The sequence below is a fragment of the Glutamicibacter sp. FR1 genome, assembly GCF_047300825.1.
Classification (GTDB): Bacteria; Actinomycetota; Actinomycetes; order Actinomycetales; family Micrococcaceae; genus Glutamicibacter; species Glutamicibacter nicotianae.
Genome location: NZ_CP178602.1, coordinates 3,089,127 through 3,114,694, shown reverse-complemented (window position 1 = coordinate 3,114,694; position 25,568 = coordinate 3,089,127). Strand labels below are relative to the sequence as shown.

Below are 25,568 nucleotides of genomic sequence, written 5' to 3'. Positions count from 1 at the left end.
CGCGCGTGATGCAATGGACGGGTGATGTTTAGGCAATTGGAGTACTTCGTGGCGCTGGCCCGGGAACAGCATTTCGCGCGGGCCGCCCAGGAGTGCCGCATTTCCCAGCCGGCGCTGTCCGAATCCATCAGGAAGCTTGAAGCCGGGCTCGGGGTGCCGCTGGTGCGCCGCGGGCACGCGTTCCAGGGGCTGACCGCGGAAGGCGAAACGGCGCTGCGCTGGGCCCAGCGGCTGCTGGCGGACCGCGGTGCGCTGATCCAGGAAGTGGCGGCGCTGCAATCCGGGCTGACCGGCACGTTGCGCCTGGGTGTGGTGCCCGCCGCGTCCTCCACGGTCGCGCAGCTGGCCGATGCCTTCGCTCGTGCCAACCCGAAGGCCAGGGTCCACGTCCAGGGCAGCCTGCGCTCCACCGGCATCATTGCCCAGGTCCGCGGCTACGAACTCGATGCGGGGCTGGTCTACGCGGATCCTGCGCAGTTGAGTGGACTGCTCGCGCTGCCCTTGTACCGTGAGGAGCACGTGCTTCTCACCAAGGCAGGGATGTTCGCTGGCGAGGGGCAGCCAACCGCCGTGGACGAGGTGCTCTCGCTGCCGTTGTGCCTGCTGGATTCCTCCATGCGCGGCCGCCAGCTGCTGGACGAGGTGCTGGCTTCCCACGGGCGCAGCGCCGAGCCGCGCATCGAGTGCGATTCGATGATCACGCTGCTGGCACAGGTGGCCACCGGCCGCTGGGCGAGCGCGGTCCCGAAGCAGTGGCTCGAACCCCTGGGCGAGCTGCCGGGCCTTGTCCAGACGCCCCTTGCCGTTCCCCGCATCACCAGCCAAATCAGCTTGGTGATGGCCGGGCACCAGCCGCTGCCGCTCATGTTACGCGCATTGCTCTCTGTGACGGGCGACCTGTATCCATCCGTAACAAAGGATCTTGACTTGGCTTGATAAGTTAGTCCGATTGAAACATCAGAAATAATGCTTGGACATGATCAAAGTGTTGATGCAACTCTGAAGTGGCAGAACCGCTCCTTTTTGCAGGAAGCTGGACGACCCGCAAGGAGCGATCATGGCGAATTTCCGGAGCGTGGCGGCCGAGCAGGCCAGCATCCCGAAATCGGGAATCCTGGCCCCGGCGTTGGACTCCGCGGTGTGGCGGGGTCTTGTGCTGTCCCACAGCCCCGAGATCCGCCCTGCACTGCGCGTCGGCTTCGGATTGGCGATCCCCGGCGCCGCACTGCTGTTTTTGGGGCAGGTGGACCTCATGGTCTACGCGGTCTTCGGTTCGGTGGTCGGAATGTACGGCCGCAGCCCGCACCGGGTGCAGCGTCTCAAGGACCAGGCCCTGGCCGGAACCATGATGCTGTGCGCCGGCATATCCGGCATCGTCATCGCGCCGTGGGGACTTGACGGATGGGCGCTGCTCGCCGGAGGCATTTTCTGGGCCTGCACCAGTTCGCTGGCCACGGACCGCTACGGGCTCAAGCCCGGCGGCTCGTTCTTCCCGCTGTTCGCCTTTGGGGCGCTGGCCAGCCTCCCGGTAGGGCAATCGCCATCCGTGGCGGGCCTGGCGGCGTTCGTGGTCACCGCGCTTTTCTGCATCATCCTGGGTCAGGCCGCCAGGTTTGGCTCTGCGACCAGCGGTTTTCCCGGGCTTGATCCGATCGGCTGGCCGGAAGCGCTGCGCCGCGCCGCCTGCTACGCCAGCGTGGTGATGCTGGCAGGCACCCTGGCCATCGGGCTGCACCTGGAACACCTGCAATGGGTCATGGCCGGTTCGGTGGTGCCGCTGGCGGCGGGCAACGCCCGTGGCCGCCTGAGCAGGGGACTGCACCGTGTGGCCGGCACCGTCGCTGGACTGGGGGTGCTGCTGGGCATCTACCATCTGCAGCTGCCTCAGCTGGCCCTGGGGCTGGTGATCATCGTGCTGATGTTCCCCACCGAGGGCTACATGACCCGAAACTACGGGCTGGCACTGAGCTTTTTCACTCCGCTGATCATGCTGATGCTTGAGCTCGCCGACCCGAGCGTCAACGCGGAGGTTTTGTGGGAACGCGCCGGGGGCAACATGTTAGGTGTGCTCGCTGGCATCGTCGGTGCGCAGCTCTTCGATCGCAAACCCCGCTGACGAAGCACCGGGTTCGGCCCAGACGTTGCATGATTAACTAGGTCAGGCGTCGATTCGGCAATCTCGCTCGTATCGGGAACGGCTTTGCGCAGGACACCATCCAATCCGTGCCCAATGGAAGATTCCACCGCCGTGAAAACACAGTTCGGTTCTCCGCGACGATTAGCTGTTTCAACTGCCAGCGCACTGCTGGCCGGTGCGCTGGCCTTAGGCGGCCTGGTGCCGGCCGGTGCCGCGCAGCCGCACTCGGTTGCACAGCAACCTGCGTCTGCCCAGCCATCCGCGTTGCTATCAGCCCCCGGAGCACAGCGGTGCCTGCCGCCAAACGGGTAGTGCAGGTCAAGACCACCAGTAACCTGAATATGCGCTCCGGTTCCAGCACCAAGTTCCGCGTCATCCTGGTCATCCCGAAAAGCAGGACCGTCACCGTCAAGGCGCAAGCTTCCAATGGCTGGTACCAGGTCACGTACAACAAGAAGACCGGGTGGATCTCCAACAAATACACCAAGGTCACCAAGACCTCAGGCACCGGCGGAACGCCGAAGCCAGCGAAAAGCGTGAAGCTGTGGGTCACCCCGACATCGACGATGAATATCCGCAAGGAGGCGGGAACACAGCATGCAGTCGTCGGCAAGATAAGCAAGGGGCAGCCTGCCTACGCGACTTCCATGGCGGCCAACGGCTGGTACAAGATTTCCACCCAGGGCAAGACCGGATGGATCTCGGGTGCCTACGTCACGACCTGCTCCACGGGATGCGCCATCGACGCCGGCCCGTACACCACCAATCGCGCAGGACTATCGGACCGCTACTTCACCAAGACTTCGGGCGCAGACCTGTTTGCATCGGTCAAGGGCAAGAAGCGCATCGGCGACATCCCGAAGAACTCGATTGCCTATCGGGACAAGGCCTGGGAAAAGAAGGCCGGGCCGGTCTCCGGCTGGTACTACGTGCGCACCCAAGGGGCGGACGGCTGGATGAAAGCCTCGGCACTGAAGCGCGGCACCAGCACTAAAACAAGCAACACCGCGAAAATCACTCGTGCCACGGTGCTGAAGCAAGCCAATGGGAAGTTGCTCTCCTCGATGCTGGTAGCCCTGCCCTGGGACGAAGAGAAAACGCTGATCGCCGCACCGGCGGCTGCGGATCTGGGCCGGTTGAACGCGGCCTTCAAGAAGAAATTCGGGAAGAATCTGGATATCGATCTGGCCTACCGCACCCTGGATACGCAGAAATTCCTCTATCAGGAGCTCGGCCCCTACATCGCGGCAAAACCGGGCACCTCGAACCACGGTTGGGGTTTGGCCATCGATGTGCCGGAGACCTACAACTATTCGTTCAAGGGCAAGTACTACAAGTGGTTGAAAGCCAACTCGAAGAAATACAACTGGATCCACCGGAGCAATCTGGAAGAATTCCGTGCCAACGGAAGCAGGAACCCGTATGCCGAGGCATGGCACTTCGAATATGTGGGCAAATGATTCCCGGGCCATGAATGATCAAGAATCATTCGGGGCATGGCGCCGGGGGCTTCACACAGACTGGGGCTGTTTCATACCAGTGTGAAACAGTCCGAGGCCGTTGTTGCTTGAGTGCGTCAAACCCCAAACACAACGGATCCCCAGCAAGGGCAGATAGGCTAGGAGATATGCATCAGCTGCCTGACTACCCGAACTATCCTGTTCTTCCCCGACGCAGACAGCGTGTATTCGATGCAGGACCGTTCACCAAGGGCGACCTCTGGACCGTCATTGCCTACCTCGTCTTCTTTGTCGGCGGCGCGGCAGCCCTCATCGGCTTGATCCCCGGCTACATGAGCGCGTTTACGACCCAGGAACAGGCGCTGTTCGGGATCAACCTGATCCTGTATGTCACCTTCTTCATTCTTGCGATGATCCAGTGCGGCCCGCAATTCTTCGAATCCTTCAAGACCATGCGGTACTACCCCTGGGCCAAATGGCTGATGCTGCCCGGAGGCTGGTTCCTGACCATCATGGTCAACGGGATCATCGCCGCGTTGACGGGCCAGGCTGCCACCAGCGAAAACCAGGCGGCCCTGGAATCCATGGCCGGAACGGTGCCGCTGCCGGTCATGCTGGTAGTCACCGCGCTCTTCGGTCCATTTGTCGAGGAATACCTGTTCCGCCACCTGCTCATCGGCAAGCTGTCACGCAAGCTGAACGTCTGGCTGTGCGCGTTGATCTCCACGGTGCTGTTCGCCAGCATCCACTTCATTGGCGCAGACATCGCATCGTGGCTGGAAGTGGTCCCGTACTTCATGCTGGGCGTCATGATGGCTGTTGCCTACATCCTCAGCGGCAAGTCGTTGGCCTACTCCTACATGCTCCACGTCATCAATAATTCCATCGCGCTGCTGGTGGTCTACCTGATCTACCCGCTGCTTCCTGCCGGGGTCTAGGCCGTGGCATTTACCGGACTGGAACCGAATACTCCCGCTTATCAAGGCATGCTGCTGGCACTCTTTGCCGGCGGTGTCGCCACCTTCTCCCAGCTGTATGCGGTGCAGGGGCTGCTGCCCGTCATCGCCAGCTACTTCGAGATCACCTCCTCGCGAACGGCGTTGGCGGTGTCTTCGGCAACACTGGGGCTGGCCTTGGCGGTAACCCCTTGGGCGATCATCTCCGACAGGGTCGGGCGCCGCAAGGTCATCAGCATCGCCTTGGTTTCTTCGGTAGCCCTGGGATTGATCAGCTGCCTGGCGCCAAGCTTCGAGTTCCTGGTGGCGATCCGCTTCTTCGAGGGCATCGCCCTGGCCGGTGTGCCCGGTTCGGCATTGGCCTTCCTCGTCGACGAGGTCAATCCGCGAGCGGTCGCGGTGGCCAGCGGAACCTACATTTCCGGCACTACGCTTGGCGGGCTGGCCGGACGCTTGGTCGCCAGCTTTGTTGCGGACCCCGCAGGCTGGCGCTGGGGCATCGCGGCCGTGAGCATCATGGCAGGATTGGCGACGCTCTTCTTCCTGCTCAAAGCGCCCAGTGCTCAGGGTTTCGCCCCCATCCGGGACCAGAATTTGCGCAGCATCGCCAGGAAGTTCGCCCAGGCCTTCCGCGGCAAGATGGCGCTGGTCTATGCCCAGGGATTCTTGCTCATGGGCGGTTTTGTCGCCGTTTACAACTATCTGGCGTTCCGGTTGGAAGCCCCGCCTTACCTGATCCCGGCCTCGTGGGCGGCACTGGTTTTCCTGGCCTACCTGTCGGGAACCTATACGTCGGTGGCCAGCAGCAAACTCGTGGCCAAGACCGGACGCCGCACTACGCTGCGCATGAGCATCCTGCTCAGCGCGCTCGGCCTGCTGCTGACGCTGGCGGGGAACCTGGTCCTCGTCATCGCCGGGTTGCTGATCTTCACGGCCGGCTTCTTCGCCGCCCACGCGGTGGCCAGCGGGTGGGTTCCGGTGCTGGCGACGGGAGCCCGCGCCCAAGCTTCTAGCCTGTACAACCTGTTCTACTATGTGGGCTCATCGCTGCTGGGCTGGCTCATTGGCATCCCGTTCTTGCACCATGGGTGGGCTAGCGTGGTGCTCTGTGTGGGTGCGTTGCAGCTGGTTGCCCTGATCCTGGCTTCCTTGCTGTCCAAGAAGGATCCGTCCATCCGCAGTTGATTTATATTCCACTCAAGGAATATGAATTTCTGGATGGGTTATCAGGTCAGATCGTCGAATTCGCCGGATACCCAGCGCGCATAGCGGTCAGCGGAGAATTGCACCACCCGGTGGGCATCAGATCGGATGGAAGAGGCGAAGTTGTTGTAGAGACGGTCGAACTCCACCGGTTCCAGCGCCTTGGACATGCGCCGAACCACAGCAGCCGAGAGCGGGATGCGATTGGGATAGCTGCGCAAGAACGTCACATTGCCATCCGCCACGGGAAAAATCGCGTCACCTGCCAGCAGGACGCCACGGCCATCGGCGCCCGCTTCCCAGATGGCCACCGTGCTGCCGGGGAAGTGCCCTCCGAGCTGCATCAGCCTGATCCCGGGCAGCACGTCAAAGGGATCGGACCAGATGGAGATCGCGTCAGATGAATGCTGGACCCACCTGGCGTCCTTCTCAGCGACGAAAATCGGCACATTGCCCAACGCCTGGCTGTACTGCTGCTGCACCCCGTACATGTGCGGATGGCTTGCCGCAATCGCCGCCAGCTTTCCGCGGCTCTTGAGCCAATCAATGATGTCTGCGGTGATCAGTCCCGGCACATCGAAGAGCAGGTTGCCCCCGGTGGTCTCCACCAGCAGGGCGCTTTGGCCGATGCCGATCTCGGGAGATGCAATTGCATGCATTCCCGGTTCGAGCGACGTGATCGTCAGCTGATGCCCGGCCGCCGCCAACACTTCGGTGCGCACCCAGCGCTGGGTACCGCCGGGAATGTACTGGCGCTCGTCGGCGCAGATGGGACACAGGCCGGATGGTTGCGCACCCGGCGGAAATTCCACGGCGCAGCCTGCGCATTGCCAATGGCTGATCTGTTCTTCGCACATGGATGAATCCGTCCTCTATGGAGGGTGATGACTGCGCCCTGCTTGCCATCCAACCTAGTGCCCGCATGCGACACAGGAAAGAGCACCGCCTCAGGAGTCTTCTTGCCGGGGACGCAAATGGTGAAACTGCACGCCGCTTCGTAGAGTTGGGGTTGTGAACCCTTCAACCCCCACCGAATCCCCGCGGAGCCTAGGCCGGCAGATTCTTGCCCTGGCCGTTCCCGCATTGGGCGCGCTGATTGCCGAGCCGCTGTTCCTGATGGCTGATTCGGCCATTGTCGGCCACCTGGGTGTGGCCGAGCTGGCCGGCGCCGCGTTGGGCACCACGGTGCTGCATACAGCGGTGGGACTGATGATCTTCCTGGCCTACGCCACCACCCCTGCAGTGGCCCGCGCCCTGGGTGCCGGCGATCCGGGCAAGGCCATGGCCGCAGGCCGCGACGGCATGTGGTTTGCCGTCGTCCTGGGCGTGGTGCTGTCGCTGGCCGGATACTTCGGCGCCGGAAGCCTTGTCGGCTTGATGGGCGGAGAAGGGGAAACCGCTCGATTCGCCGTGGACTACATCAACTATTCGATGCCTGGCCTGACCGCGATGCTGCTGGTCCTGGCAGCCACCGGCGTGCTGCGCGGCATGCAGGATACGAAAACGCCGCTGGTCGTGGCCACCGTCGGCTTCGGATTGAATATCGTCCTGAACTTCATCCTGGTCTACTGGGCCGACATGTCGGTAGCGGGTGCAGCACTGGGCACTTCGATTGCCCAATGGATGATGGCACTGGTGTATTTGTGGATGATCATGCCGCGGATCAGGGCTCAAGGAATCTCCCTGGCACCGAGCTGGTCCGGGTTCATTTCCACCGGGCAGGTCGGCTCCTGGCTGATGCTGCGCAACCTGAGCATGCGCGCGGCCTTGCTGCTGACGGTTCTGGTGGCGACCAATGCCGGCACCCAGACGCTGGCCGCACACCAGCTGGTCTTCACCATCTTCAGCTTCCTGGCCTTCGCGCTGGACGCCTTGGCCATCGCGGCCCAGGCCCTGATTGGCCAGGAGCTGGGCCGCGGGGATGCCGAACAGGTCCGCAAGCTCACCGGCATCATGAGCCGCTGGGGCATCTACTTCGGCGTAGCCACGGGCGTCCTGCTGTTTGCCACGTCGTGGGTCTTCCCGATGATGTTCACTCCGGATGAGCAGATCCGCCAGCTGACCACCGTCGGGCTGTGGGTGCTGGCATTGTCCCAGCCGTTGTGCGGCTTGGTTTTCGTCCTGGATGGCGTGCTCATTGGTGCCGGGGATGCTCGCTACCTCGGCCTAGTCGGTGTCGTGAACCTCGCGGTGTACGCACCGATGCTCTGGGCGGTCCACGTCTTCGCCCAGGACGCCACCTCGGCGATCCTGTGGATCTGGGTAGCCTTCGCCCTGGGCTACATGGCGGCTCGCGGTGTGACCCTGTCGCTGCGCGCCAAGAACTCCGCATGGATGCGGCTGGGCAGCTGACAGCTGGCCTGGCCCAATGCCAGGTCTGGACTTTGTTCCGCTCGCTGATGGCTTCGGCATTTCTGCCCTGCTCGTCGGATACTGTGCCGCTGTTTCCCTCAAGGAGTGCAGATCCAGCATGGGCCGCAGCGAACGAGTGGAATGTAGCGTGAGCAATGCAGAATCAATTTCAATTCTTCTGGGGGCAACCAACGACGTAAAGGAATAAAGCATGTCATCAGACCAGTTGGGCCGTAAGGTCAGCGATTATCTATCCAGGCTGCACATGGGCGAACGAACAGAGCTTGGACCTGCCGAACTGGCCGCTGGGTATTTACGCACCTATCTCACTGGTGAGGACCCATTGCTAACGGACGTTTGGCCGGCAGTAGGGCGCCATTTCAACGAGCAACTTGAGTCGAACTCCGATCCTCTGGTGATCTCTGCGTCGGATGTAGTGGCTGTCTCGTTCCTTTCCGTCAACTTGCCCGCTAAAGCTGCCTGGACGATCCTTACTGATCTACGGGCGCAACTGACTAAGACGCTGGTGAAGATCCCGGACGACCTGTTCATCGAGGATCCACGATGCAACTATGAGCTGTATGCCACGGAAGGAGCGTCGGGTGAGTTGGCGCCTCTGCAGGAGCTGTGGGACCTGCTGCGCCGTGATCCCCAAGGCCGCAAGTGGGGCATGGGAGCCACAACGACGAGCAAGCTGATGGCGCGGAAGCGTCCGGGCCTCGTGCCAGTTCAGGACTCCGTGGTGGTGAACGCGCTGGGAGCCGAGGACTCCACGTACTGGCTCATGTGGTGGCAAGCTATGCATCTCAGGGACGATTCCGGCAGTGCCTTCGTGGCGAACTTCGCCCGTGCAGCGCGCGAGGCGGTGCCTGCCGCAACGAACCTGTCACTCTTGCGCGTGCTGGACATCGTGATCTGGATGCACGCCTCGTACCAGGTTGGGCGGTACGAAGCCCGCGTTCAGGACAATTGAGGTCCCAGCATTGCGGTGCGGATGGAGCCAAGGTGTGCGCGCATTGCTTCCTCGGCAGCTTTAGCATCACTCCGGGCCACGGCATCGAAGATCGCCCGGTGCTCGGCCAGCTCGTCCGATTGGGACATGTACGGCTGCATGGAAGGCAGTACGTAGTGGGCGCGGGCGGTTTGCGCGAAGCAGTTCTCCAGGCTGGCTACCAGGCGCGAATTGCGCGAGGCCGCCGCCAGTTCGCTGTGGAAGCGCTGGGCCGCATGCATGGAGGCGATGGGATCGCTGACCGACAGCTTCTCCTGGGCCTCCAGATGACCGGCCAGGGACACGACGAGCGCCGCCGAGTGCATGCTGGCCACCTGTCCGGCCACATGCGGTTCGAGCAGGCTGCGCAGCTCTAGGACTTCGTAGACATCGTTCAGCGAAATGGCGCACACCAGATAGCCCTTCTTGGGCAGGATCTGCAGCAGGCCTTCGCTGGTGAGCTGGCGCAGGGATTCGCGTACCGGGGTTTTGGAGACGTCGAATTCCTGGGCCAGTGCCGGCTCGATGATCAGGGTGCCTGGGGCGAGCTCCCCGCGGTTGATGCGTTCGCGCAAGGTGATGGTGAGCTGTTCGGAGAGTGAGCTGGCCATGATTCTCCGATTCTCCTGCGCGTAATGTAGCTACCTGATCTAGGTGTCGCCCTGGGCAACACTCTAGTCTTGGATGAAATATATTTCAGGAATCTTACGGGAACACTACTTCATCGCAAGGACTATGGCTGTGCCGATCACCCAGAACTCAACCAGCGGGCAGCAAGCGCGCAACCGGCGTCGAGCCCTGTTCGCCTCCGTCTTCGGCACGGCCATCGAATGGTATGACTACGCGCTGTATGGCGCGGCCGCGTCGGTGGTGATTGGCCCGCTGTTCTTCTCTGGGGCCGGCGACTCGGCGGCATCCATCGCCTCCTTTGCCACATTCGCGGTGGGCTTCGTAGCCCGCCCGCTGGGCGGAGTGGTCATCGGGCATCTGGGGGACAAGTTCGGCCGCCGCCCAGCGATGCTGCTCTCGGTCATCCTGATGGGCGTCGCCACCGTGGGCATCGGCCTGCTGCCCACCGCGGCCAGCTGGGGCGTATGGTCCGTGGGCCTGCTGGTGCTGCTGCGCCTGATCCAGGGCTTCGGCGCCGGCGCCGAGCTGACCGGGGCAATGACCCTGGTAGCCGAATACGTGGAGCCGAAGAAACGCGGCCTCTACACCTCGCTGGTGCTCGCCACCCCTCCGCTGGGCATTGCTCTGGCCACCGTGTTCTTCTTCCTGGTCTCGCTGGCCGGCGACGAGGCCTTGCTCGGCTGGGCCTGGCGCATTCCCTTCCTGATCTCGGCGTTGCTGTTCGTGGTGGCCATCTACATCCGCAACAAGCTGGAGGAAACCCCGGACTACGCCGCCGCCATGGCCTCGGCCCGCGCGAGCCAGCAGCAGGCCAAGCTGCCCATCGTGCAGGTGTTCGCCGGGCACTGGCGCCGGGTTACCCTGGGCTTCCTGGCCATCACCGGGCACAATGCGGTGAACTACATCCTCGCGGTCTTCGCGCTGAGCCTGATGGTCACCAGCGGCATGGAACGCAGCCAGGCGCTGCTGGCGGTCACCCTGGGCTCGCTGGTCTCCGTGGTGCTCACGCCGGTCGGCGGCTGGCTGGCTGACCGGTTCGGCGCCTCCAAGGTGCTGGCTGCTGGAAACATCTCCGGCCTGGTCCTCGCCTTCCCGATCTTCGCGATGGTCTCCACCGGCGAATTCGCCTACGGGCTATTGGGCATCGCCGTCGGCTACGCACTGGTGATTCCGTGCACCTCAGGTGCCCAGGGCGCCTTCCTCACCGAGCTGTTCCCCGTTTCGATCCGCTTCTCCGGGATCGCCCTGGCCCGCGAACTGAACGGCGCCATCGTCGCCGGACTCTCGCCGCTGATCGCCGCCGCGCTGCTGCAGGCAGGCAATGGCTCCATCGTGATGCCGGCCGGCTACCTGGCCCTGTGCTGCCTGTCCTCGGCCGTGGCGATCTTCATCGGCACCCGCGCGAGCACGCGCAACCTGTACTGAACGAACGCATTTCCACCGAAGAAGGAACAACCAATGGGTAACCTCAAGCGCCAGCTGCCGGACGTCGCCGAACTGGTCAGCCTGATGAAGTTCAAGCTCCCCACCACCGATCGCCGGGCCGCCCGCCTGGCCAGCGCTGCTGACCTCTGGGATCTGCGCAGGATCGCCAAGCGCCGCACCCCCGCCGCGGCCTTCGACTATGTCGACGGCGCCGCCGGCCGCGAGATCACCGCGAGGCGCGCCCGCGAGGTATTCGACAACGTCGAGCTGCTGCCGCGCATCCTGCACGGCACCGCGCACTCGGACCTGTCCACCACCATTGCCGGTGCGCCATCGGCGCTGCCTTTCGGCATCGCGCCCACCGGCTTCACCCGCTTCATGCACTCCGAGGGAGAAATCGGCGGATCCAGGGCTGCCCAGAAGGCCGGGATTCCCTTCAGCCTGTCCACCATGGGCACCCGCTCCATCGAGGAAGTCGCCGCGGCGGCACCGGAGGGGCGCAAGTGGTTCCAGCTCTATCTGTGGAAGGACCGCGAGAAGTCCAAGGCGCTGGTGCAACGCGCGGCCGCGGCAGGCTATGACACCCTGCTGGTCACCGTGGATACCCCGGTAGCCGGCCAGCGCCACCGCGATGCCCGCAACGGCATGAAGATCCCGCCAGAGCTGACGCTGAAGACCGTGCTGGACGCGTCCTACCGTCCGGAGTGGTGGTACAACTTCCTGACCACCGATTCGCTGAAGTTCGCTTCCCTGTCCGATACCTCGGCAGACCTGCCGACCATCATCAACTCCATGTTCGATTCCTCCCTGGACTTCGAGGACCTGGAATGGATCCGCGAGCTGTGGAAGGGCCAGCTCTTCGTCAAGGGCGTGCTCACCCGCGAGGACGCCGCCAAGGCCAAGGCCGCCGGTGCCGATGGCCTGGTGGTGTCCAACCACGGCGGACGCCAGCTGGATCGGGCGCCGATTGCTTTCGAAGCGCTCACCGAGGTGCGCGCCGAAGTCGGTGAGGGCATGGAAATCATCCTGGACTCGGGCATTATGTCCGGTGCGGACATTGTCGCCGCGCTGTGCGCGGGAGCCGACTTCGTGCTCATTGGCCGCGCCTACCTCTATGGCCTGATGGCTGGCGGCGAGGAAGGCGTCAGCCGTGCCATCGAATTGCTGGCCAAGGAAGTGGAAGTGAATATGCAGCTGATGGGCGCTGCCAGCATCAAGGATCTGGACGAGTCGCTGATCCGCCGCCGCGGCTGATGTGATTAACCCCGGGCGAAGTGGCGGTTAGTTCTATGAGCGGTAGAATAGAAATTGTGCCTGCACCAAAAACCACCCCAGTCCAAGCGTCAGATGTATTCCGCCCAGTGTTCCTGCGCGGTCTGGCAGCTCTGGCCTATGCCTTGATGTCGATTTTCTGGATCGGCGCAGATGAGAAGGTAGTGACCTACTCGACGGCAGCGTTCCTCGTTGTCACCGGCGTATTCATGTGGCAGTACGTATCGGTGGAAAGCGCACCCGAGAAGTCGCGCGCCCCCTACGCACTGGGTGCTGGCCTGATGCTCATGGCTGGCATCGCAACCATCTTCGTCAGCTCGATCAGCTGGGTCGGCTACGTGGCAGCGTTCGCTTTCCTGGCTGGCGGCATTGCCGAGCTGGTGGTCTTCGCCAAGCTCCGCGAAGCCTTCCCGCCGTTCAGGAACCAGCTGGTAACCGGCGCGGTGGGCGTGATCTTGGCCATTGCGCTGTGCTTCAGCGGCGGCATGGATGCACACGCATTGTTCGGCCTGATTGGCGGCGGCGCCATCGTTCTCGCGGTCTTCGCGCTGATTGCCGCCTTCGGCCATCGCCATGAGATGAAGACGGCCGCACCGGCCACGACCATTACCCCGGACCAGGACAACAAGTAGTCCTCAGGTCAGCAGCAAGAGTAGAAACGGAGTTTCTGGTGGGAAACAATAAGAAGAAGCAACCGTGGAGCCAGTCAATCAAGGGCCCACTGAGCTTCTCGCTGATCTTGGGCCTTGTCTCCGGCGTGGTCGGCCTGATCAGCTCCACCGGCGGATCGCAGAATCCACCGCGCTTCGACATCGGCTTGGCCGCTTTCGGAATCGCCTTTGTCGCCAGCCTGCTGGTCATCTCGGTATTGACCATGGCAGCCAAGGACAATGATCCGGAACTTGGCAAGGGCACCGGGGTCAATCGTTCCTCTGCCAACCCGGACAAGAAGTTTGAAGACTGACCATAAAGCTTAGCCACGCGGCATGACGCGCTGGGACTGTCCATCCTCGGATAGTCCCAGCGCGTTCTCTTTTTTTTGCCTCGCCCTATGGGGCAGCGGATCCCCCGGGCCCATGCAGCCGAGCTGGAGCGCTCAACCTTTCGTCATGCTCTGGGGCTGTGCACGCAAAGGGCTAAGCTGTGTGGTGGGACACTATCGCGGCTCAAGGAGGAAAACCATGCACCAGGAACCGATCAGCACTGCCGACCTCTACGACCAGCATGGAGATGCGCTGCAGTCTGTTTCGACGCAGTTCCAGGACTTCGGCGGGCGGCTGTCGTTCTACGGCCCGGCACGCACCGTGAAATGCCATGAAGACAACGGCCTGGTCAAGGAAATCCTGAGCTTCCCGGGCAACGGCGAGGTGCTCGTGGTCGATGGGGGAGCATCCCTGCGCTACGCCTTGCTGGGCGACATGATTGCCGAGAGCGCCGAAGCCAATGGCTGGGCCGGAGTCATCATCAGCGGCGCCGTGCGCGACCGGGCCGCACTGGCCGAACTGGAGCTGGGCATCAAGGCGCTGGGCAGCAACCCGCGCAAAACCGTCAAGCGCTCGCATGGCTCAGTGGACGAGACCATCAGCATCGGGGATGTGAACATCCGACCGGGCGCGATGGTGTACGCGGACATCGACGGAATTCTCGTCGAGCGCTAAACGGCCACTGGCGCCGCTAGGATTTGTCGCCGGCGCCTTCCCACTCCGCCCTGAACTCGTCGGTGCTCAAGGTTTCCAGGTCCTCGCGGATCTGGACTACCAGACGTTCAGCCTCTTCCAGGCTGGAGGTCGTGATGCGCAGGACTACCGAATCGTCCTGGCGCGAATGCACGACGACCTGCGGCTCATTCGCCTCGTATTCGGCGTCGCCCAAGGCTGCCGATGCCAGGGCTACGACCCAGCGGGCGGCGGCTTTCAGCGGGCCGCTCTCAGCCGCTTCGATCCGTGCTTCGTAATCATCCGAAGCGTGGGTTTCCTGAGTCATGGACTGCCCCTTCCAGTACTGCCATTGCCGGTGTCCCGGTTGTGTGTTCATCATATGGCCCGGGTATGGCAAAAGGCGAGGAGCACCGCGCAACGCGATCCTGGCCGGAGCGTCAGCCGGCCGCTACCTGCTGGCCTGAGCGCTTCGACGCCTTGCGCGCACGGTACGCGCGCACATGCTCGCGGTTCGCGCAGTTGCCGGTATCGCAATACAGCTTGGAGCGGTTGCGCGACAGGTCCAGCAGCGCCGCCTCGCAGTCCTCGGACGCGCAGATCCGCAACCGCTGCAACCCGCCGGAGCGGATCACTTCGGCCAGCGCCATCGCGGCATCCACGGCCATGCGGTCGTAGAGCGGGGTGCTGTTGGTGGTGGCGTGCAGGTGGTAGCCCATCGATTCGCTCTTGATCAGCTGCGGCTGGGCGTTGGCGTTGCGCAGGATGGCATTGACCCGGAACACCGATTCTTCTTCGGTGCCGATCCAGATGTTCTTCAGCTGGGAACGCAGCTGGCGGATGGAACGCAGCTCGGCCTGGTTGTGCGCGCGCGAGCCGTCGAAGTTCTCCGCCTCAAGGAACTCATCGAGATCAGCGACGGTGGAGAGCATATCCACGATTTGCACCTCGGTATTCAGCAGATTCACCACGGTCTTCAGCGACGCTTCGATATCTGGGGCAAAGGTCATAATTCGTTCCTGGAGGGTGGGTGGATTGACTGCCCCTCAAGCCTAACCGTATCGTCATGCTCATAGCCCCATTTGCCCCTGAACGGGGCATGAAATTCTGCGCGAAAGACCTTCATGAGCGACCTGCCTACCCACGGCGTGCCCGCGGCTTCCACCACCGCTGCGACCCGCCATCCCAGGCAATCGAAGGGCATTTGGATTGCGCTGGCCTCCTCGGCGGCCTTCGGGTTGTCGGGTTCCTTCGCCAAGGGGCTTTTCGATGCCGGGTGGACCCCTACCGCCGCGGTAGCCGCCCGCATGGCCGGCGCGGCACTGGTGCTGGCCGTCCCGGCCCTGCTGGCGATGCGCGGACGGTGGGTGCTGCTGCGCACCAACTGGGTCTCGATTGTGCTCTTCGGACTGTTCGGGGTGGGCGCTTGCCAGCTGTGCTACTTCCTGGCGGTGCAGCGCTTGGATGTGGGCGTGGCCCTGCTGCTGGAATACCTGGCTCCCGTGCTGATTGTGCTGGTGCTATGGGCCAGGCACCAGAAGAGGCCGTCCATGGTGACCATCGCCGGAACCGTGCTCTCGCTCGCTGGGCTGGTGGCGGTGCTCGACCTGACAGGCACGGCGCGGATCGATCCGATTGGCGTGCTCTGGGGATTGGGAGCCGCCATCGGGCTGACAGTCTACTTCTTCATCAGCGCCAAGGTCGATGGCGCGCTGCCGCCGATCATGCTCTCTGCCGGAGGCATGGCAGTCGGTGCGCTGACCGTGCTGGCTGTGGGGTCCCTGGGTATCCTTCCCATGCACTGGGCTCCCGGAACCGGGTCATTTGCAGGCTTCGAAACCCCGTGGTGGCTGGCGCTGACCGGGTTGATCCTGATCGCCACCGTGTTCTCCTACACCACCGGCGTGATGGCTGCGAGGGAACTGGGATCCAAGGTGGCAAGCTTCATCTCATTGACCGAGGTGCTCTTCGCGGTGCTCTGGGCCTGGCTGCTGCTGGCCGAGCTGCCCGGTGCGGTGCAGCTGTTCGGCGGGCTGCTGATCGTGGGCGGGGTGGTCCTGGTCCGCATCGACGAATTGCGGGCTGCCCGGATCCGCAAATAGGCGACGCGGCCCCGAACGGATAATGCGCACGCATTGCCAATTGCCGTGCGCCAGATGCTAATGGCGAAACCGCTGACCTGTACTGACTCGGAGAAACACGTTTCGCAGGCACCTCAAGGTGGGGGAGTATCCATGGGCAGCACATCGGTCATTGTCGTTGGAGCAGGTTCAGCAGGTGCGGTCGTCGCGCGCCGGCTGGTGGATTCCGGAGCGCAGGTGACCTTGTTCGAAGCCGGATCCGAGGACACCAACCCCGCCATCCACGACCTTTCGCGCATGGGCGAGCTGTGGCACAGCAAGGAAGACTGGGATTACCACACGGTCCCGATGGCCGGGGCCGCCAACAAGCCGATGCACCTGCCACGTGGCTAGGTGCTCGGCGGATCGCACGTGCTGCACGCAACCATCTGGGTGCGCTGCGCCCCGCAGGACTACGACGGCTGGGCCAAGGACTGCGGCGAGCAGTGGGCCTGGAAGAACGTCTTGCCGATCTACAAGGATATCGAGAACTCCTCTCCGGCGGCGCCAGCAAGTTCCACGGCACCGAAGGGCTGGTGCCGGTGGACAACGACTACGAGCTGGATGAAATCCACCATTCGATTATCGACGCGGCAGTGCAGTCCGGCATCGAGTTCAACCCCGACTACAACGGCGAGCAGCTGGACGGCGTGTCCAAGGAGCAGATCAACGTCGTTGGCGGCGAACGCATCAACACCTGGAAGGCCTACCTCAAGCCGGTACGCGAGCGTCTTGAGATCATCACCGACGCCGAAGTGCATTCGGTGATCCTGGAATCCGGCACCGCGGGGGCGTGCGCTACCAGAAGGACGGGCAGCTGCAGGAGCTGCGCGCCGATGAGGTGGTGCTCAGCGCCGGCGCCCTGGGCTCCCCGCAGATCCTCCTGCGCTCAGGAATCGGCCCGGCGGCCGAGCTCCGGGCAGTGGGCGTAGAGCCGCTGCATGAGCTGGACCAGGTGGGCAAGAACCTGCACGACCATCTGCTGGCTCCGATGATCGCCGAAACCACCACCCGGGACATTCCTGCCCCGCGCACCGGGGTCTCGGTCTCGCAATCGCACATGTTCTCCCGCTCCCGCGCAGACCTGGACCGCCCGGACACCCAGCCGATTTTCTTCGCCGTGCCGATGTACTCCCCGGGCATGGAACCGATCGAGGGCACCGCATCCACCCTGCACTCCTGAATCGTGACCCCGCACAGCCGTGCCGAGATCACCCTGAGCGGACCTGGACTGGAAGATCCGGTGAACATCGATTTGAATGCCCTGGATGATCCGCGGGATCTGGAGGCGTTCGTGTACTCGATGAAGCATTGCCGCGCGATGGTCTAGCAGGACGCCTTGGCCCAGGACTGGGGTGCCCGGGAGGTGTACCCGGGCAACGAGGTCCAAAGCGATGAGCAGCTCGCCCATGGCGCGCATGACGAAGAAGAGCATGAAGCCGATGATCATGTAGACGAAGATGACCGACGGGCCGGCGACCGAAATGGTCTTGCCGGAGCCCATGAACAGGCCCGTGCCGATCGCGCCGCCAATGGTGATCAGCTGGATGTGTCGATTGGAGAGCCCGCGCTCGAGAGTGGGGTCAGAACTGGTGGTACTCATGCTGGTTGCCTTCCAGGAGTGTGGCGTGACGCCCCGAAGCTGATCTGCCTCCAAGCCGGGTTGGCTTGGAGTGCAGTCTCGCTTCGATGAACACTTCCGTATCGGAGCAGTCCAGCAGGCTTGCCCGGCACGCTGCGCAAAGAGCAGGGACCAGGCCAGCCACGGGGAGTACCTCGAATCCGGTGCGCTCGGTGCGGCACTGTTCTTGGTCCCTCCCCAATCTGCATGTCGACCTGAGAGTTTTCACTTCGGCCCGTTTACTGGGCGAAGCTTGCTCCTTCGGTGAGTGCGGCCGTACCGCACTGCTTTCCAGATTTGCCTAGTCGTGGCGGTACGGGTGCCTGAGAGTTTTCCGGGGAGGAAATTGCTCCTACGGCGCCCGCCCATGGTGTGGGCGGGTTTCTCCCGCCACGCATCAGCGGCATATGTGGTGATTGCCATCACAGTATGCGCAGAAGCTTCAATGTGGCGCAAATCGCATTTTCATATTTCGCACCCCGCTAATTCGCATGGCTAGACGATTCCCCGGAAAAATGACGCGGAAAACCGTGTTTGGGCTTTCGTAATGATTCGCATCCGGCGATCTCCCGCTCCGGGAATGCACAGCACAGATCTCCGCCTCCCACGCCGTAGGCCACCGGTATGACGAAGGCCATGGGCAAAACCCCTGGGACATGCAGCGCAATTTCTCACGCGGCACGCCCCAGGGGTTGTTCCCGGCTGGTGCTAGTGCTTTCCGAAACGGCGCAGCCGTAGCGAGTTGAGCACCACCAGCACGGAGCTGGCTGCCATGGCTGCACCCGCGATCATCGGGTTGAGCAGGCCCAGGGCCGCCACGGGGATGCCCGCGGTGTTGTAGGCGAAGGCCCAGAACAGGTTCATCTTGATCGTGGACAGGGTCTTGGCTGACAGGTCGATGGCCTGGGTGACCTGGTGCAGGTTATTGCCCATCAAGGTAATGTCGGCTGCCTCGATGGCCACGTCGGTGCCCGAGCCCATCGCGATGCCCAGGTCCGCCTGGGCCAGTGCCGGCGCATCATTCACGCCGTCACCCACCATGGCCACGACCTTGCCCTGCTCCTGCAGCGTGCTGATCGCCTTGGCCTTGTCGGCAGGGAAGACGCCGGCGAAGACATCTTCTTCCTTGATGCCAACCTGCCCGGCCACCTCGGCGGCCACCGACTTGTTGTCGCCGGTCAGCAGCACGACGCGCAGGCCGCGTTCCTGCAGTTCGGCAATGGCCTTCGCGGAGCTGTCCTTGATCTTGTCTGCCACAGAGATCACTGCCTGGAACTGCTGGTCCACCGCGACCAGGATGGCGGTCGCGCCGGCCTGCTCGGCCTCGTGGAGCATCTGCCGGGCGGATTCGTCCAGCATGACGCCCTGGGATTCGAGCCATGAGGGGCGCCCGACGACCACCAGCTGGGTGCCTACGGTGCCCTTCACGCCGCCGCCTGGCTCCGCATGGAAGCCGGTGACCTCGGCCAGCGGGGCCTGGGCGGACGCCGCGGCGGCGATGGCCTGGGCGATGGGGTGCTCGGAGTGGTGCTCCACGGCTCCTGCCAGCGCCAGTGCGGTGGCCTCGTCGATGCCATCGACGGTGCGGGTTGCGGTGTGCGCCATGACGCCGGTGGTGACGGTGCCGGTCTTGTCCAGCACGATGGTGTCCAGCTTGCGGGTGTCCTCCAGAACCTGGGGTCCGCGGATCAGGATGCCCATTTGGGCGCCGCGGCCGGTGCCGACCAGCAGGCCGATCGGGGTGGCCAGGCCCAGGGCGCAGGGGCAGGCGATGACCAGCACGGTGACGGCTGCGACGAAGGCCGCGTAGGTATCACCGGTGACCAGCCACCAGGTGAGGAAGGTGAGCACGGCGATGCCCAGCACGATCGGCACGAAGACCGCCGAGATGCGGTCAGCCAGCCGTGCGATCGGGGCCTTGCCGGACTGGGCCTCCGAAACCAGCCGGCCCATCTGGGCCAGCGTGGTGTCCGAACCGACGCGGGTGGCCTCGACGACCAGCCGCCCGGAGGTGTTCAGCGTCGCACCGGTGACGTTGGTTCCGGGCTGTGCCTTCTGCGGCACCGATTCGCCGGTGATCAGCGAGGTGTCGATGGCGCTGGTGCCGGAGATGACCACGCCGTCGGTGGCGACCTTCTCGCCCGGACGCACCACGAAGTGCTCCCCGATGCGCACCTGGTCGGCCGGGATCTTCACTTCCTGGCCCTCGCGCAGCACGGTGGCGTGCTTGGCGCCCAGGTTCAGCAGCGACTTGAGCGCATCGGAGGCCGAGGACTTGGCCCGGTGCTCAAGATAGCGCCCGAGCAGCAGCAGTGTGGCCACCACGCCTGCCGTCTCGAAGTACAGCTGGTGCTCGCTCATGGCCATGCCGGTATGGGCGGTCATCTGCGGATCGAGGAACAGCTGAATGGCGGAGAACAGGTAGGCGGCCAGCACGCCCAGCGACACCAGCGTGTCCATGGTGGAGGCCAGGTGACGCGCGTTGATTGCGGCCGCCTTGTGGAATGGCCAGGCGCCGTAGAGCACCACGGGGGTGGCCAGTGCGAAGGCTACCCAGCCCCAGTGCGGGAACTGGGCGGCCGGAACCATCGAGATGATGAACAGCGGAATGGTGAAGACCGCGGAGACCACCAGCCGGCGCAGCAGGTGGTTGGGCACCAGATGCTCGTGCCCGCCGTGCTCATGCTCTTCGTGGTGCACGGGGGCCTTGGCCTCGGGCTTCAACGAGGCGCCGTAGCCGGCGGCCTTGACCGTGCTGATCAGCTCGTCATCGCTGATCCCCGCGGGGACCTGGACCTTGGCGCTTTCCAACGGGAGGTTGACCGAAGCGGTCACCCCGGGCAGCTTGCCCAGCTTGCGCTCTACGCGGCCAACGCAGGAGGCGCAGGTCATGCCCTGGATGTCCAGGTCTACGGTGCGCAATTCGGGGGAGTGGGTGGGGGTTTCGGAAGTCATGATGAAAATACCTTGAACTTTCCCGCCGCCGCCGCCGGCGGCGGCGGCGGCGCGGGTGCCTGTGCCGTGCGGTGGCTAGGCGTTGATGGCTTCGACGGTGTAGCCTGCCTCGTCGATAGCCTGGCGAATGGAATCCTCGGCGAGCGCCGAGGCGGAAGTGACCTTCACGGTGGAGATTCCCTGTGCGTCCAGTGCGACGTCCACGGAATCAACCCCGGCGATCTCCTTGAGTTCTTCGGTGACCGAAGCGACGCAGTGCCCACAGGTCATGCCCGAGACCTTGATTTCGGTCTGGGTCGGGGCCGCGGCGATGTCGGTGCGCGGCTGGATCTGCAGGCCCTGGTTGGAGTTCTTTTCCGAGGAGCATCCGCAGTTGCAGTTGTGGCTCATGATCTTGCTCTCTTTCGATGAATTCTGTGTGAATTGGAAAATTGGTGCGTGGGCGCGGGCTTAGCGCACCAGGCGGGATATGGCGGCCGTCGCTTCGGCAATCTTGCCTTGCACGATGGACGGGTCGCCCTGATCGATGGAGGACTTGGCCGCATCCACCACGCAGTGGCCGATATGGTCATCGATAAGCTGCACGCTGACCTTGTGCAATGCCGCGTTGATGGCGGAGATCTGGGTCAGGATGTCGATGCAGTACTTGTCTTCAGCTACCATCTTGGCCACTCCGCGCACCTGGCCTTCAATGCGCTTCAAACGTCGTTCCAAGGCGCTTTTGTCCGCGTGATAGCCGTGGTGCTCGGCTGTTTCATGTGGCGTGTGGTTGGTTTCCATACTCCGATGATACCCCCTAGGGGTATTAAGTCAAGTACCCCCTAGGGGTATCTGGCATCCCCCAATACGGAAGGGAAGCACGGTAGGATTTCACCCGTGAGCCACAACGAACTTCATGTGCGTCCGATATCCGGTACCGAGCACTCAGCATTCCTGGAGACCGCCCACGACGTCAGCTTCCTGCAGCGTCCCGAATGGGCTCAGGTCAAGGGCGGCTGGCGGGGCGAATCCCTCGGTTTCTTCGAGGAAGACGAACTGGTCGGCGCCGCATTGGTGCTGCACCGTGCGGCCCCGGTGATCAAGAAGACCCTCGCCTACCTGCCCGATGGCCCGGTCATCGACTTCGGCGCCTACGCGCCGGAAGCGGTCATCCGCCCGCTGGCCTCCTACCTGAAGAACCGCGGCGCCTTCCAATTGAAGATGGGCCCGGGACTTGCAGTGCGCACCTGGGGAGCCTCCGCCGTGCGCAAGAACCTGGGCAAGGAAGGCTTCATCCAGCTGAACGACATGGAAACCAAGAGCACATCGAGTACCGCACTGGCACTGAATGACGCGCTGGCAGATCTGGGGTTCACCAAGGAAGACGTGGGACTGGACTTCGCCGCTGGACAGCCCGAGTACGTGGCCCGCGTGGCGCTGCAGGATGAGGAGGGCAACCAGCTGGATGCCGAGCAGGTCATGGACAGCTACTCCTCAACCACCCGCAACGAGACCCGCAAGGCGCTGAAGAGCACCCTGGAAGTCGAGATCGGCGAAACCAAGGACATGGCCCGCTTCCATGCCCTGTACAACCACACCGCCGACCGCCAGGAGTTCACCGGCCGACCGCTGAGCTACTTCGAGAAGATGCACACCGTGCTCAACGAAGCGGTGCCCGGCTCCTGCACCCTGTACATTGCCAGCAATGAAGGCGTGGACCTCGCGGCCGCCATAGTCATCCGCTCCTCGAATCTTGCCTGGTACCTCTACGGCGCCTCCTCCTCGGAGCAGCGCAAGCTGTTCGCCCCGAAAGCGATCATGCACCACATGGTCAGCGACTCCATCGACGCCGGCTGCCGCTATCTGGACCAGGGCGGCGTGAGCGCAACCCTGGACAAGGAGCACCACCTGTCCGGGCTGACCAAGTTCAAGACCAACACCGGCTGCGACATCGTGCAGACCAACGGCGAATGGGACCTTGCGCTGAACAAGCCGCTGGCCTGGGCCTTCGAAAAGTACATGAACTGGCGCAAGAAGTAGGGAATCCACCACTGTGGCAATCGATCCAACCCAGCCCTTCGTCCCCGTCATCCTCGGCGGAGACATCGGCACCTACACCCTGGCGCGCGAATTCTACGAGGCCTACGGCGTGCGCTCGGTGGTCCTGCCGGCCGCCGGCAACGGCGTCATCGAGCACTCGGTCGCCATCGAGCTGTGCCCCATCGGCTCCATGGCCGATGAGGGACGCGTGGTCGCGGCCCTGACCGAGCTGGCCGATGAGCTGAAGGCCGAGGGGGACCGGCCGCTGATGCTCTTCGGCTCGCTGGACTTCCACATCATGCTGATCGCCAAGCACCGTGCGCAGCTGGAAGGCCAGTACGTCATCCCGTACCCCGAGCTGGAAACCATCGAGGGGGCGGCGCTGAAGGAGAACTTCTACGCGCTCGCCGAGAAGCTGGGCATCGCCCACCCGCGCACCGCCGTGTACTACCCGGGAGCCGAGCTGGAATCCCTGGTCGGCTCCTTCGACTACCCGGTCATCGGTAAGCCATCGAGCTCTGCTGAATGGATTGCCGCCAAGTTCGAGGGCAAGCAGAAGATCCACACCATCAGCAGCCGTGCGGAGCTTGAAGCGCTGCTGGCAAAGATCGATGGCAGCGGCTACGACGCGGGCTACATCCTGCAGGAATACATTCCCGGTGGCGATGATGCGATGCGGCTGTGCACCTATTTCGCCACCCAGGAAGGAAAGGTCATCTTCGCCGGTTATGGCGAAGTCGTGATCGAGGAGCATGCCCCGCTGGTGCTGGGCAACTCCGCCGCCATCGTCACCGGCCGGAACGACCAAATGGCCGCGGATGGAGCCCGTATGCTCGAGGAGCTGGGCTGGCGCGGGATCGCCATGATCGATGCCAAATACGACCACCGCGATGGCCAGATCAAATTCTTCGAGATCAACCCGCGCTTGGGCCGCAACCACTTCTACCTGACCGCGGCCGGGGTGAACCCTGCCCGTTTCTACGTCACCGAGTTCCTCGGAGCCCAGTTCGATGATTCGGACCCGGAAACGGACGCCGTGGTGGAGACCGGGGCAGGGGTGCTGCAGCTGTCGCGCCAGCGGCTGTTCACCGTGCTGCCGCACCATCTGCTGGGCCGCTTCTTCGACAGCGATACCGGCCGCAAGGCCGAGGCGCTGCTCAAGGCCGGCAAGGTGTCGAACCCGTTGAAGTTCTCCGCCGAGAAGCACCCCCGCCGCAAGCTCTACCTGCTGCTGAATGCGGTCAACCACTACCGCAAGTACAAGGCGTTCCCGCCGCGCGAGCAGTAGGCAACCTCGCCTAGGGCCTTGGCCGGGCAGGGGATTGCTGGGCGAAAGCGTCGGATGGAACTGTCCACCCGTCGCGGGCCTGGACCCACGGGCTCTGCGTGATCCACGCGCCATCCAGGATGTCAAGCGTTGTGGGCTGGCCGTCGAAGGCCGGTGCGAGCTCGACCGGTGTCATGCCCCTGGCCGCGGCAATTCCCAGCGCCACGGTTTCATCCGGATCCAGGGATGTCGACATGGCATTCCACTCCAAAGTCGAGATCACCGCTTCGCCGGCAGGGATGGCAACGCGCTCAAGGAGGATGCCCGGCTCGGGCTGCAGCTGGACATCCGGTTGGGCGTCGCCATCCGCGTTGAGGAAAGCGATCTGCGGGTAGGAGCGCAGCGCGCACGGGCCGGCAGAAATGTTCTTGGCAAACACCGGCAGGTACCGGGAACCGGCAGCCGCGTCGGGTGTTCCCAATGCAATGTCCACATCACCCTCCGCACACCATGGGGCCGACGGGTCCTGCGGCCAGCTGGTGACGTTATCGGGAAGAACCACCGGTCGGGGAATGAGCGACTCGGGTTTCTTGCCGCCAACCCAGCCTTCGGCAAGAACCTCATATCCAGCCGAGAACAACTGGTAGGGCATGGCCTCGTCAAATGCTTCATGCTGCTCCAGCCACACGCGGGTTTCCTGCTCGGCTGCTGCTGATGCCTGGTTGCCAAGGGTCAGGTTCAACCCGGAATTATCAATGCTGGCGTTCTGGAAGATCCCCCGCTTGGCGCCATCGGCAAGGAGCTGGAGCTCGGACATATCGGTGCGATCCGTGGGCGAATAGCGCACGCTGTGATCGGCGAGGACCAGCTCGGCCGGGTGCTTGGCTTGGGCCGTGAATTCTCCCAGCTTCAGCAGCTGCTCCAGATTGTCCGCCGTGGCCGAGCCATTGATCACGCTGGCCGCGCCATGGTTGCGCAGGCCGAAAGCAAAGGCTGCTTTCTCGCCGAGCAAGGCAGGTTTCGCTTGTTCGTCAGCGGCGGCGGGGGAGATAATTTCGCTGACTTCCAACGGGTAGGCCTTGGTCTTCGACCTCTGGATTTTCCGCGAGGGGCCTGCAACGAAAGAGAGGTGGATTACATTCATATCCAGCGCCGGGGCTCCGGCCTGGATGTCTTGGGCCATCTGGGTGACGGCTTCTCTGGCTTGCCCGGGGTCGAGCTGATCTGAGAGCTCGAATTGCACGTCAACTGACAGCTCCGGCGCGGCTAAGGCATCGTGCTCCGACACTCTGGAGGACACCTGGGAGCCCAAGACGCCATCTCGATCCGCGACGGTTGCCAGGAAATCGCACACGTCATCGGGAGCATCACAGGAGTCCCATGGTTTCCAGACCACCAGGAGAACTGCGATCAGCGCCAGCGCGGCAACGATGGCGCCAGCGCGCAGTGGTTTCATCTGGTCACTGTATCAAAAGCGTGTGCGTGCATCCGGGATGGCCCAGTGG

27 protein-coding genes, 2 pseudogenes and 1 riboswitch are annotated in these 25,568 nt (G+C 63.5%); of the genes and pseudogenes, 20 read left to right on the top strand and 9 right to left on the bottom strand.

The genetic code is table 11. The features are described from left to right. The first annotated feature begins 24 nt into the window (after window positions 1-24). The 5 genes from ACLQ8T_RS14990 (at window position 25) to ACLQ8T_RS14970 (ending at window position 5,738) form a co-directional block, all read left to right on the top strand. Window positions 25-936, top strand: a complete 912-nt coding sequence (locus ACLQ8T_RS14990; protein WP_413455131.1) for a LysR family transcriptional regulator — start codon at window positions 25-27, stop codon at window positions 934-936. Between the two features lie 121 nt (window positions 937-1,057). Next, window positions 1,058-2,116, top strand: a complete 1,059-nt coding sequence (locus ACLQ8T_RS14985) for an FUSC family protein (RefSeq protein WP_413455130.1) — start codon at window positions 1,058-1,060, stop codon at window positions 2,114-2,116. A gap of 311 nt (window positions 2,117-2,427) precedes the next feature. Further along, window positions 2,428-3,597, top strand: coding sequence for an SH3 domain-containing protein (locus tag ACLQ8T_RS14980; RefSeq protein ID WP_413455129.1), 1,170 nt, complete (start codon window positions 2,428-2,430; stop codon window positions 3,595-3,597). A gap of 167 nt (window positions 3,598-3,764) precedes the next feature. Beyond that, on the top strand, window positions 3,765-4,535 hold the full coding sequence (locus tag ACLQ8T_RS14975) for a CPBP family intramembrane glutamic endopeptidase (protein WP_204723128.1): 771 nt from the start codon (window positions 3,765-3,767) through the stop codon (window positions 4,533-4,535). A 3-nt stretch (window positions 4,536-4,538) separates the two neighbouring features. After that, window positions 4,539-5,738, top strand: coding sequence for an MFS transporter (locus ACLQ8T_RS14970; protein WP_413455128.1), 1,200 nt, complete (start codon window positions 4,539-4,541; stop codon window positions 5,736-5,738). A 41-nt stretch (window positions 5,739-5,779) separates the two neighbouring features. On the opposite strand, the gene ACLQ8T_RS14965 is transcribed toward ACLQ8T_RS14970, so the two are convergent. Further along, window positions 5,780-6,568, bottom strand: coding sequence for a hydrolase (locus tag ACLQ8T_RS14965; RefSeq protein ID WP_413455127.1), 789 nt, complete (start codon window positions 6,566-6,568; stop codon window positions 5,780-5,782). Window positions 6,569-6,767: 199 nt separating this feature from the next. Here ACLQ8T_RS14965 and ACLQ8T_RS14960 point away from each other — a divergent pair, with 199 nt between their 5' ends. Beyond that, on the top strand, window positions 6,768-8,108 hold the full coding sequence (locus ACLQ8T_RS14960; protein ID WP_413455126.1) for an MATE family efflux transporter: 1,341 nt from the start codon (window positions 6,768-6,770) through the stop codon (window positions 8,106-8,108). Between the two features lie 211 nt (window positions 8,109-8,319). Further along, the gene (locus ACLQ8T_RS14955) at window positions 8,320-9,081 is read left to right on the top strand and encodes a DUF6308 family protein (RefSeq protein WP_413455125.1); all 762 of its coding nucleotides are present in this window, start codon (window positions 8,320-8,322) and stop codon (window positions 9,079-9,081) included. Here ACLQ8T_RS14955 and ACLQ8T_RS14950 read toward each other — a convergent pair. Beyond that, complete coding sequence (locus ACLQ8T_RS14950; protein ID WP_128469412.1) at window positions 9,069-9,710, bottom strand: GntR family transcriptional regulator; 642 nt, start codon at window positions 9,708-9,710, stop codon at window positions 9,069-9,071. The genes ACLQ8T_RS14955 and ACLQ8T_RS14950 overlap by 13 nt on opposite strands. Window positions 9,711-9,834: 124 nt before the next feature. Here ACLQ8T_RS14950 and ACLQ8T_RS14945 point away from each other — a divergent pair, with 124 nt between their 5' ends. The 5 genes from ACLQ8T_RS14945 (at window position 9,835) to rraA (ending at window position 14,084) form a co-directional block, all read left to right on the top strand. After that, complete coding sequence (locus ACLQ8T_RS14945) at window positions 9,835-11,154, top strand: MFS transporter (RefSeq protein WP_413455124.1); 1,320 nt, start codon at window positions 9,835-9,837, stop codon at window positions 11,152-11,154. A 33-nt stretch (window positions 11,155-11,187) separates the two neighbouring features. Next, on the top strand, window positions 11,188-12,408 hold the full coding sequence (locus ACLQ8T_RS14940; protein ID WP_413455123.1) for an alpha-hydroxy acid oxidase: 1,221 nt from the start codon (window positions 11,188-11,190) through the stop codon (window positions 12,406-12,408). A 56-nt stretch (window positions 12,409-12,464) separates the two neighbouring features. Continuing rightward, window positions 12,465-13,058 (top strand): DUF308 domain-containing protein, encoded by a 594-nt coding sequence (locus tag ACLQ8T_RS14935; RefSeq protein WP_204723124.1) that lies wholly within the window; start codon window positions 12,465-12,467, stop codon window positions 13,056-13,058. Between the two features lie 38 nt (window positions 13,059-13,096). Beyond that, on the top strand, window positions 13,097-13,390 hold the full coding sequence (locus ACLQ8T_RS14930) for a hypothetical protein (RefSeq protein ID WP_413455122.1): 294 nt from the start codon (window positions 13,097-13,099) through the stop codon (window positions 13,388-13,390). Between the two features lie 217 nt (window positions 13,391-13,607). Next, window positions 13,608-14,084, top strand: a complete 477-nt coding sequence (gene rraA, locus ACLQ8T_RS14925; RefSeq protein ID WP_204723123.1) for a ribonuclease E activity regulator RraA — start codon at window positions 13,608-13,610, stop codon at window positions 14,082-14,084. A 16-nt stretch (window positions 14,085-14,100) separates the two neighbouring features. On the opposite strand, the gene ACLQ8T_RS14920 is transcribed toward rraA, so the two are convergent. Both ACLQ8T_RS14920 and ACLQ8T_RS14915 read right to left on the bottom strand, forming a co-directional pair. Continuing rightward, window positions 14,101-14,409 (bottom strand): hypothetical protein, encoded by a 309-nt coding sequence (locus ACLQ8T_RS14920; protein ID WP_204723122.1) that lies wholly within the window; start codon window positions 14,407-14,409, stop codon window positions 14,101-14,103. Between the two features lie 112 nt (window positions 14,410-14,521). Next, window positions 14,522-15,091: a CGNR zinc finger domain-containing protein gene (locus tag ACLQ8T_RS14915; RefSeq protein ID WP_204723121.1), complete on the bottom strand. Its 570-nt coding sequence runs from the start codon at window positions 15,089-15,091 to the stop codon at window positions 14,522-14,524. Between the two features lie 114 nt (window positions 15,092-15,205). Between ACLQ8T_RS14915 and ACLQ8T_RS14910 the strand changes: the two genes are divergently transcribed. The 6 genes and pseudogenes from ACLQ8T_RS14910 to ACLQ8T_RS14885 all read left to right on the top strand — a co-directional run bounded on the left by ACLQ8T_RS14910 (window position 15,206) and on the right by ACLQ8T_RS14885 (window position 17,531). Next, entirely contained in the window at window positions 15,206-16,183 is a 978-nt protein-coding gene (locus ACLQ8T_RS14910) for an EamA family transporter (RefSeq protein WP_413455121.1), read from the top strand. Between the two features lie 132 nt (window positions 16,184-16,315). After that, window positions 16,316-16,555 (top strand): FAD-dependent oxidoreductase, encoded by a 240-nt coding sequence (locus ACLQ8T_RS14905; protein ID WP_413455120.1) that lies wholly within the window; start codon window positions 16,316-16,318, stop codon window positions 16,553-16,555. Further along, complete coding sequence (locus ACLQ8T_RS14900; protein WP_413455119.1) at window positions 16,556-16,969, top strand: GMC family oxidoreductase N-terminal domain-containing protein; 414 nt, start codon at window positions 16,556-16,558, stop codon at window positions 16,967-16,969. A 25-nt stretch (window positions 16,970-16,994) separates the two neighbouring features. After that, window positions 16,995-17,123, top strand: a pseudogene (locus ACLQ8T_RS14895) (GMC family oxidoreductase N-terminal domain-containing protein); the annotation flags it as partial. Next, the gene (locus ACLQ8T_RS14890) at window positions 17,124-17,384 is read left to right on the top strand and encodes a hypothetical protein (RefSeq protein ID WP_413456430.1); all 261 of its coding nucleotides are present in this window, start codon (window positions 17,124-17,126) and stop codon (window positions 17,382-17,384) included. A 3-nt stretch (window positions 17,385-17,387) separates the two neighbouring features. Then, a complete protein-coding gene (locus tag ACLQ8T_RS14885) occupies window positions 17,388-17,531 on the top strand; it encodes a hypothetical protein (RefSeq protein ID WP_413455118.1) in 144 nt (47 codons plus the stop codon). A gap of 60 nt (window positions 17,532-17,591) precedes the next feature. On the opposite strand, the pseudogene ACLQ8T_RS14880 reads toward ACLQ8T_RS14885, so the two are convergent. The 4 genes and pseudogenes from ACLQ8T_RS14880 to ACLQ8T_RS14865 all read right to left on the bottom strand — a co-directional run. Next, window positions 17,592-17,804, bottom strand: a pseudogene (locus tag ACLQ8T_RS14880) (D-serine/D-alanine/glycine transporter); the annotation flags it as partial. Window positions 17,805-18,123: 319 nt separating this feature from the next. Next, window positions 18,124-18,222: riboswitch (glycine riboswitch) on the bottom strand. A gap of 308 nt (window positions 18,223-18,530) precedes the next feature. Then, window positions 18,531-20,777 (bottom strand): heavy metal translocating P-type ATPase, encoded by a 2,247-nt coding sequence (locus ACLQ8T_RS14875; protein WP_413455117.1) that lies wholly within the window; start codon window positions 20,775-20,777, stop codon window positions 18,531-18,533. Between the two features lie 75 nt (window positions 20,778-20,852). Continuing rightward, a complete protein-coding gene (locus ACLQ8T_RS14870) occupies window positions 20,853-21,167 on the bottom strand; it encodes a heavy-metal-associated domain-containing protein (protein ID WP_083515604.1) in 315 nt (104 codons plus the stop codon). Window positions 21,168-21,227: 60 nt separating this feature from the next. Continuing rightward, on the bottom strand, window positions 21,228-21,557 hold the full coding sequence (locus tag ACLQ8T_RS14865; RefSeq protein WP_413455116.1) for a metal-sensitive transcriptional regulator: 330 nt from the start codon (window positions 21,555-21,557) through the stop codon (window positions 21,228-21,230). 96 nt (window positions 21,558-21,653) lie between these two features. On the opposite strand from ACLQ8T_RS14865, the gene ACLQ8T_RS14860 reads away from it, so the two are divergent. Both ACLQ8T_RS14860 and ACLQ8T_RS14855 read left to right on the top strand, forming a co-directional pair. Further along, window positions 21,654-22,796 (top strand): lipid II:glycine glycyltransferase FemX, encoded by a 1,143-nt coding sequence (locus ACLQ8T_RS14860; RefSeq protein WP_413455115.1) that lies wholly within the window; start codon window positions 21,654-21,656, stop codon window positions 22,794-22,796. A gap of 13 nt (window positions 22,797-22,809) precedes the next feature. Then, window positions 22,810-24,084 carry a carbamoyl-phosphate synthase gene (locus ACLQ8T_RS14855; RefSeq protein WP_413455114.1) on the top strand — a complete coding sequence of 425 codons (1,275 nt, stop codon included), beginning with the start codon at window positions 22,810-22,812 and terminating at the stop codon, window positions 24,082-24,084. Between the two features lie 10 nt (window positions 24,085-24,094). Here the strand turns inward: ACLQ8T_RS14855 and ACLQ8T_RS14850 are convergent, their stop codons facing one another. Beyond that, on the bottom strand, window positions 24,095-25,519 hold the full coding sequence (locus ACLQ8T_RS14850) for a DUF4232 domain-containing protein (RefSeq protein WP_413455113.1): 1,425 nt from the start codon (window positions 25,517-25,519) through the stop codon (window positions 24,095-24,097). Window positions 25,520-25,568: the final 49 nt, after the last annotated feature.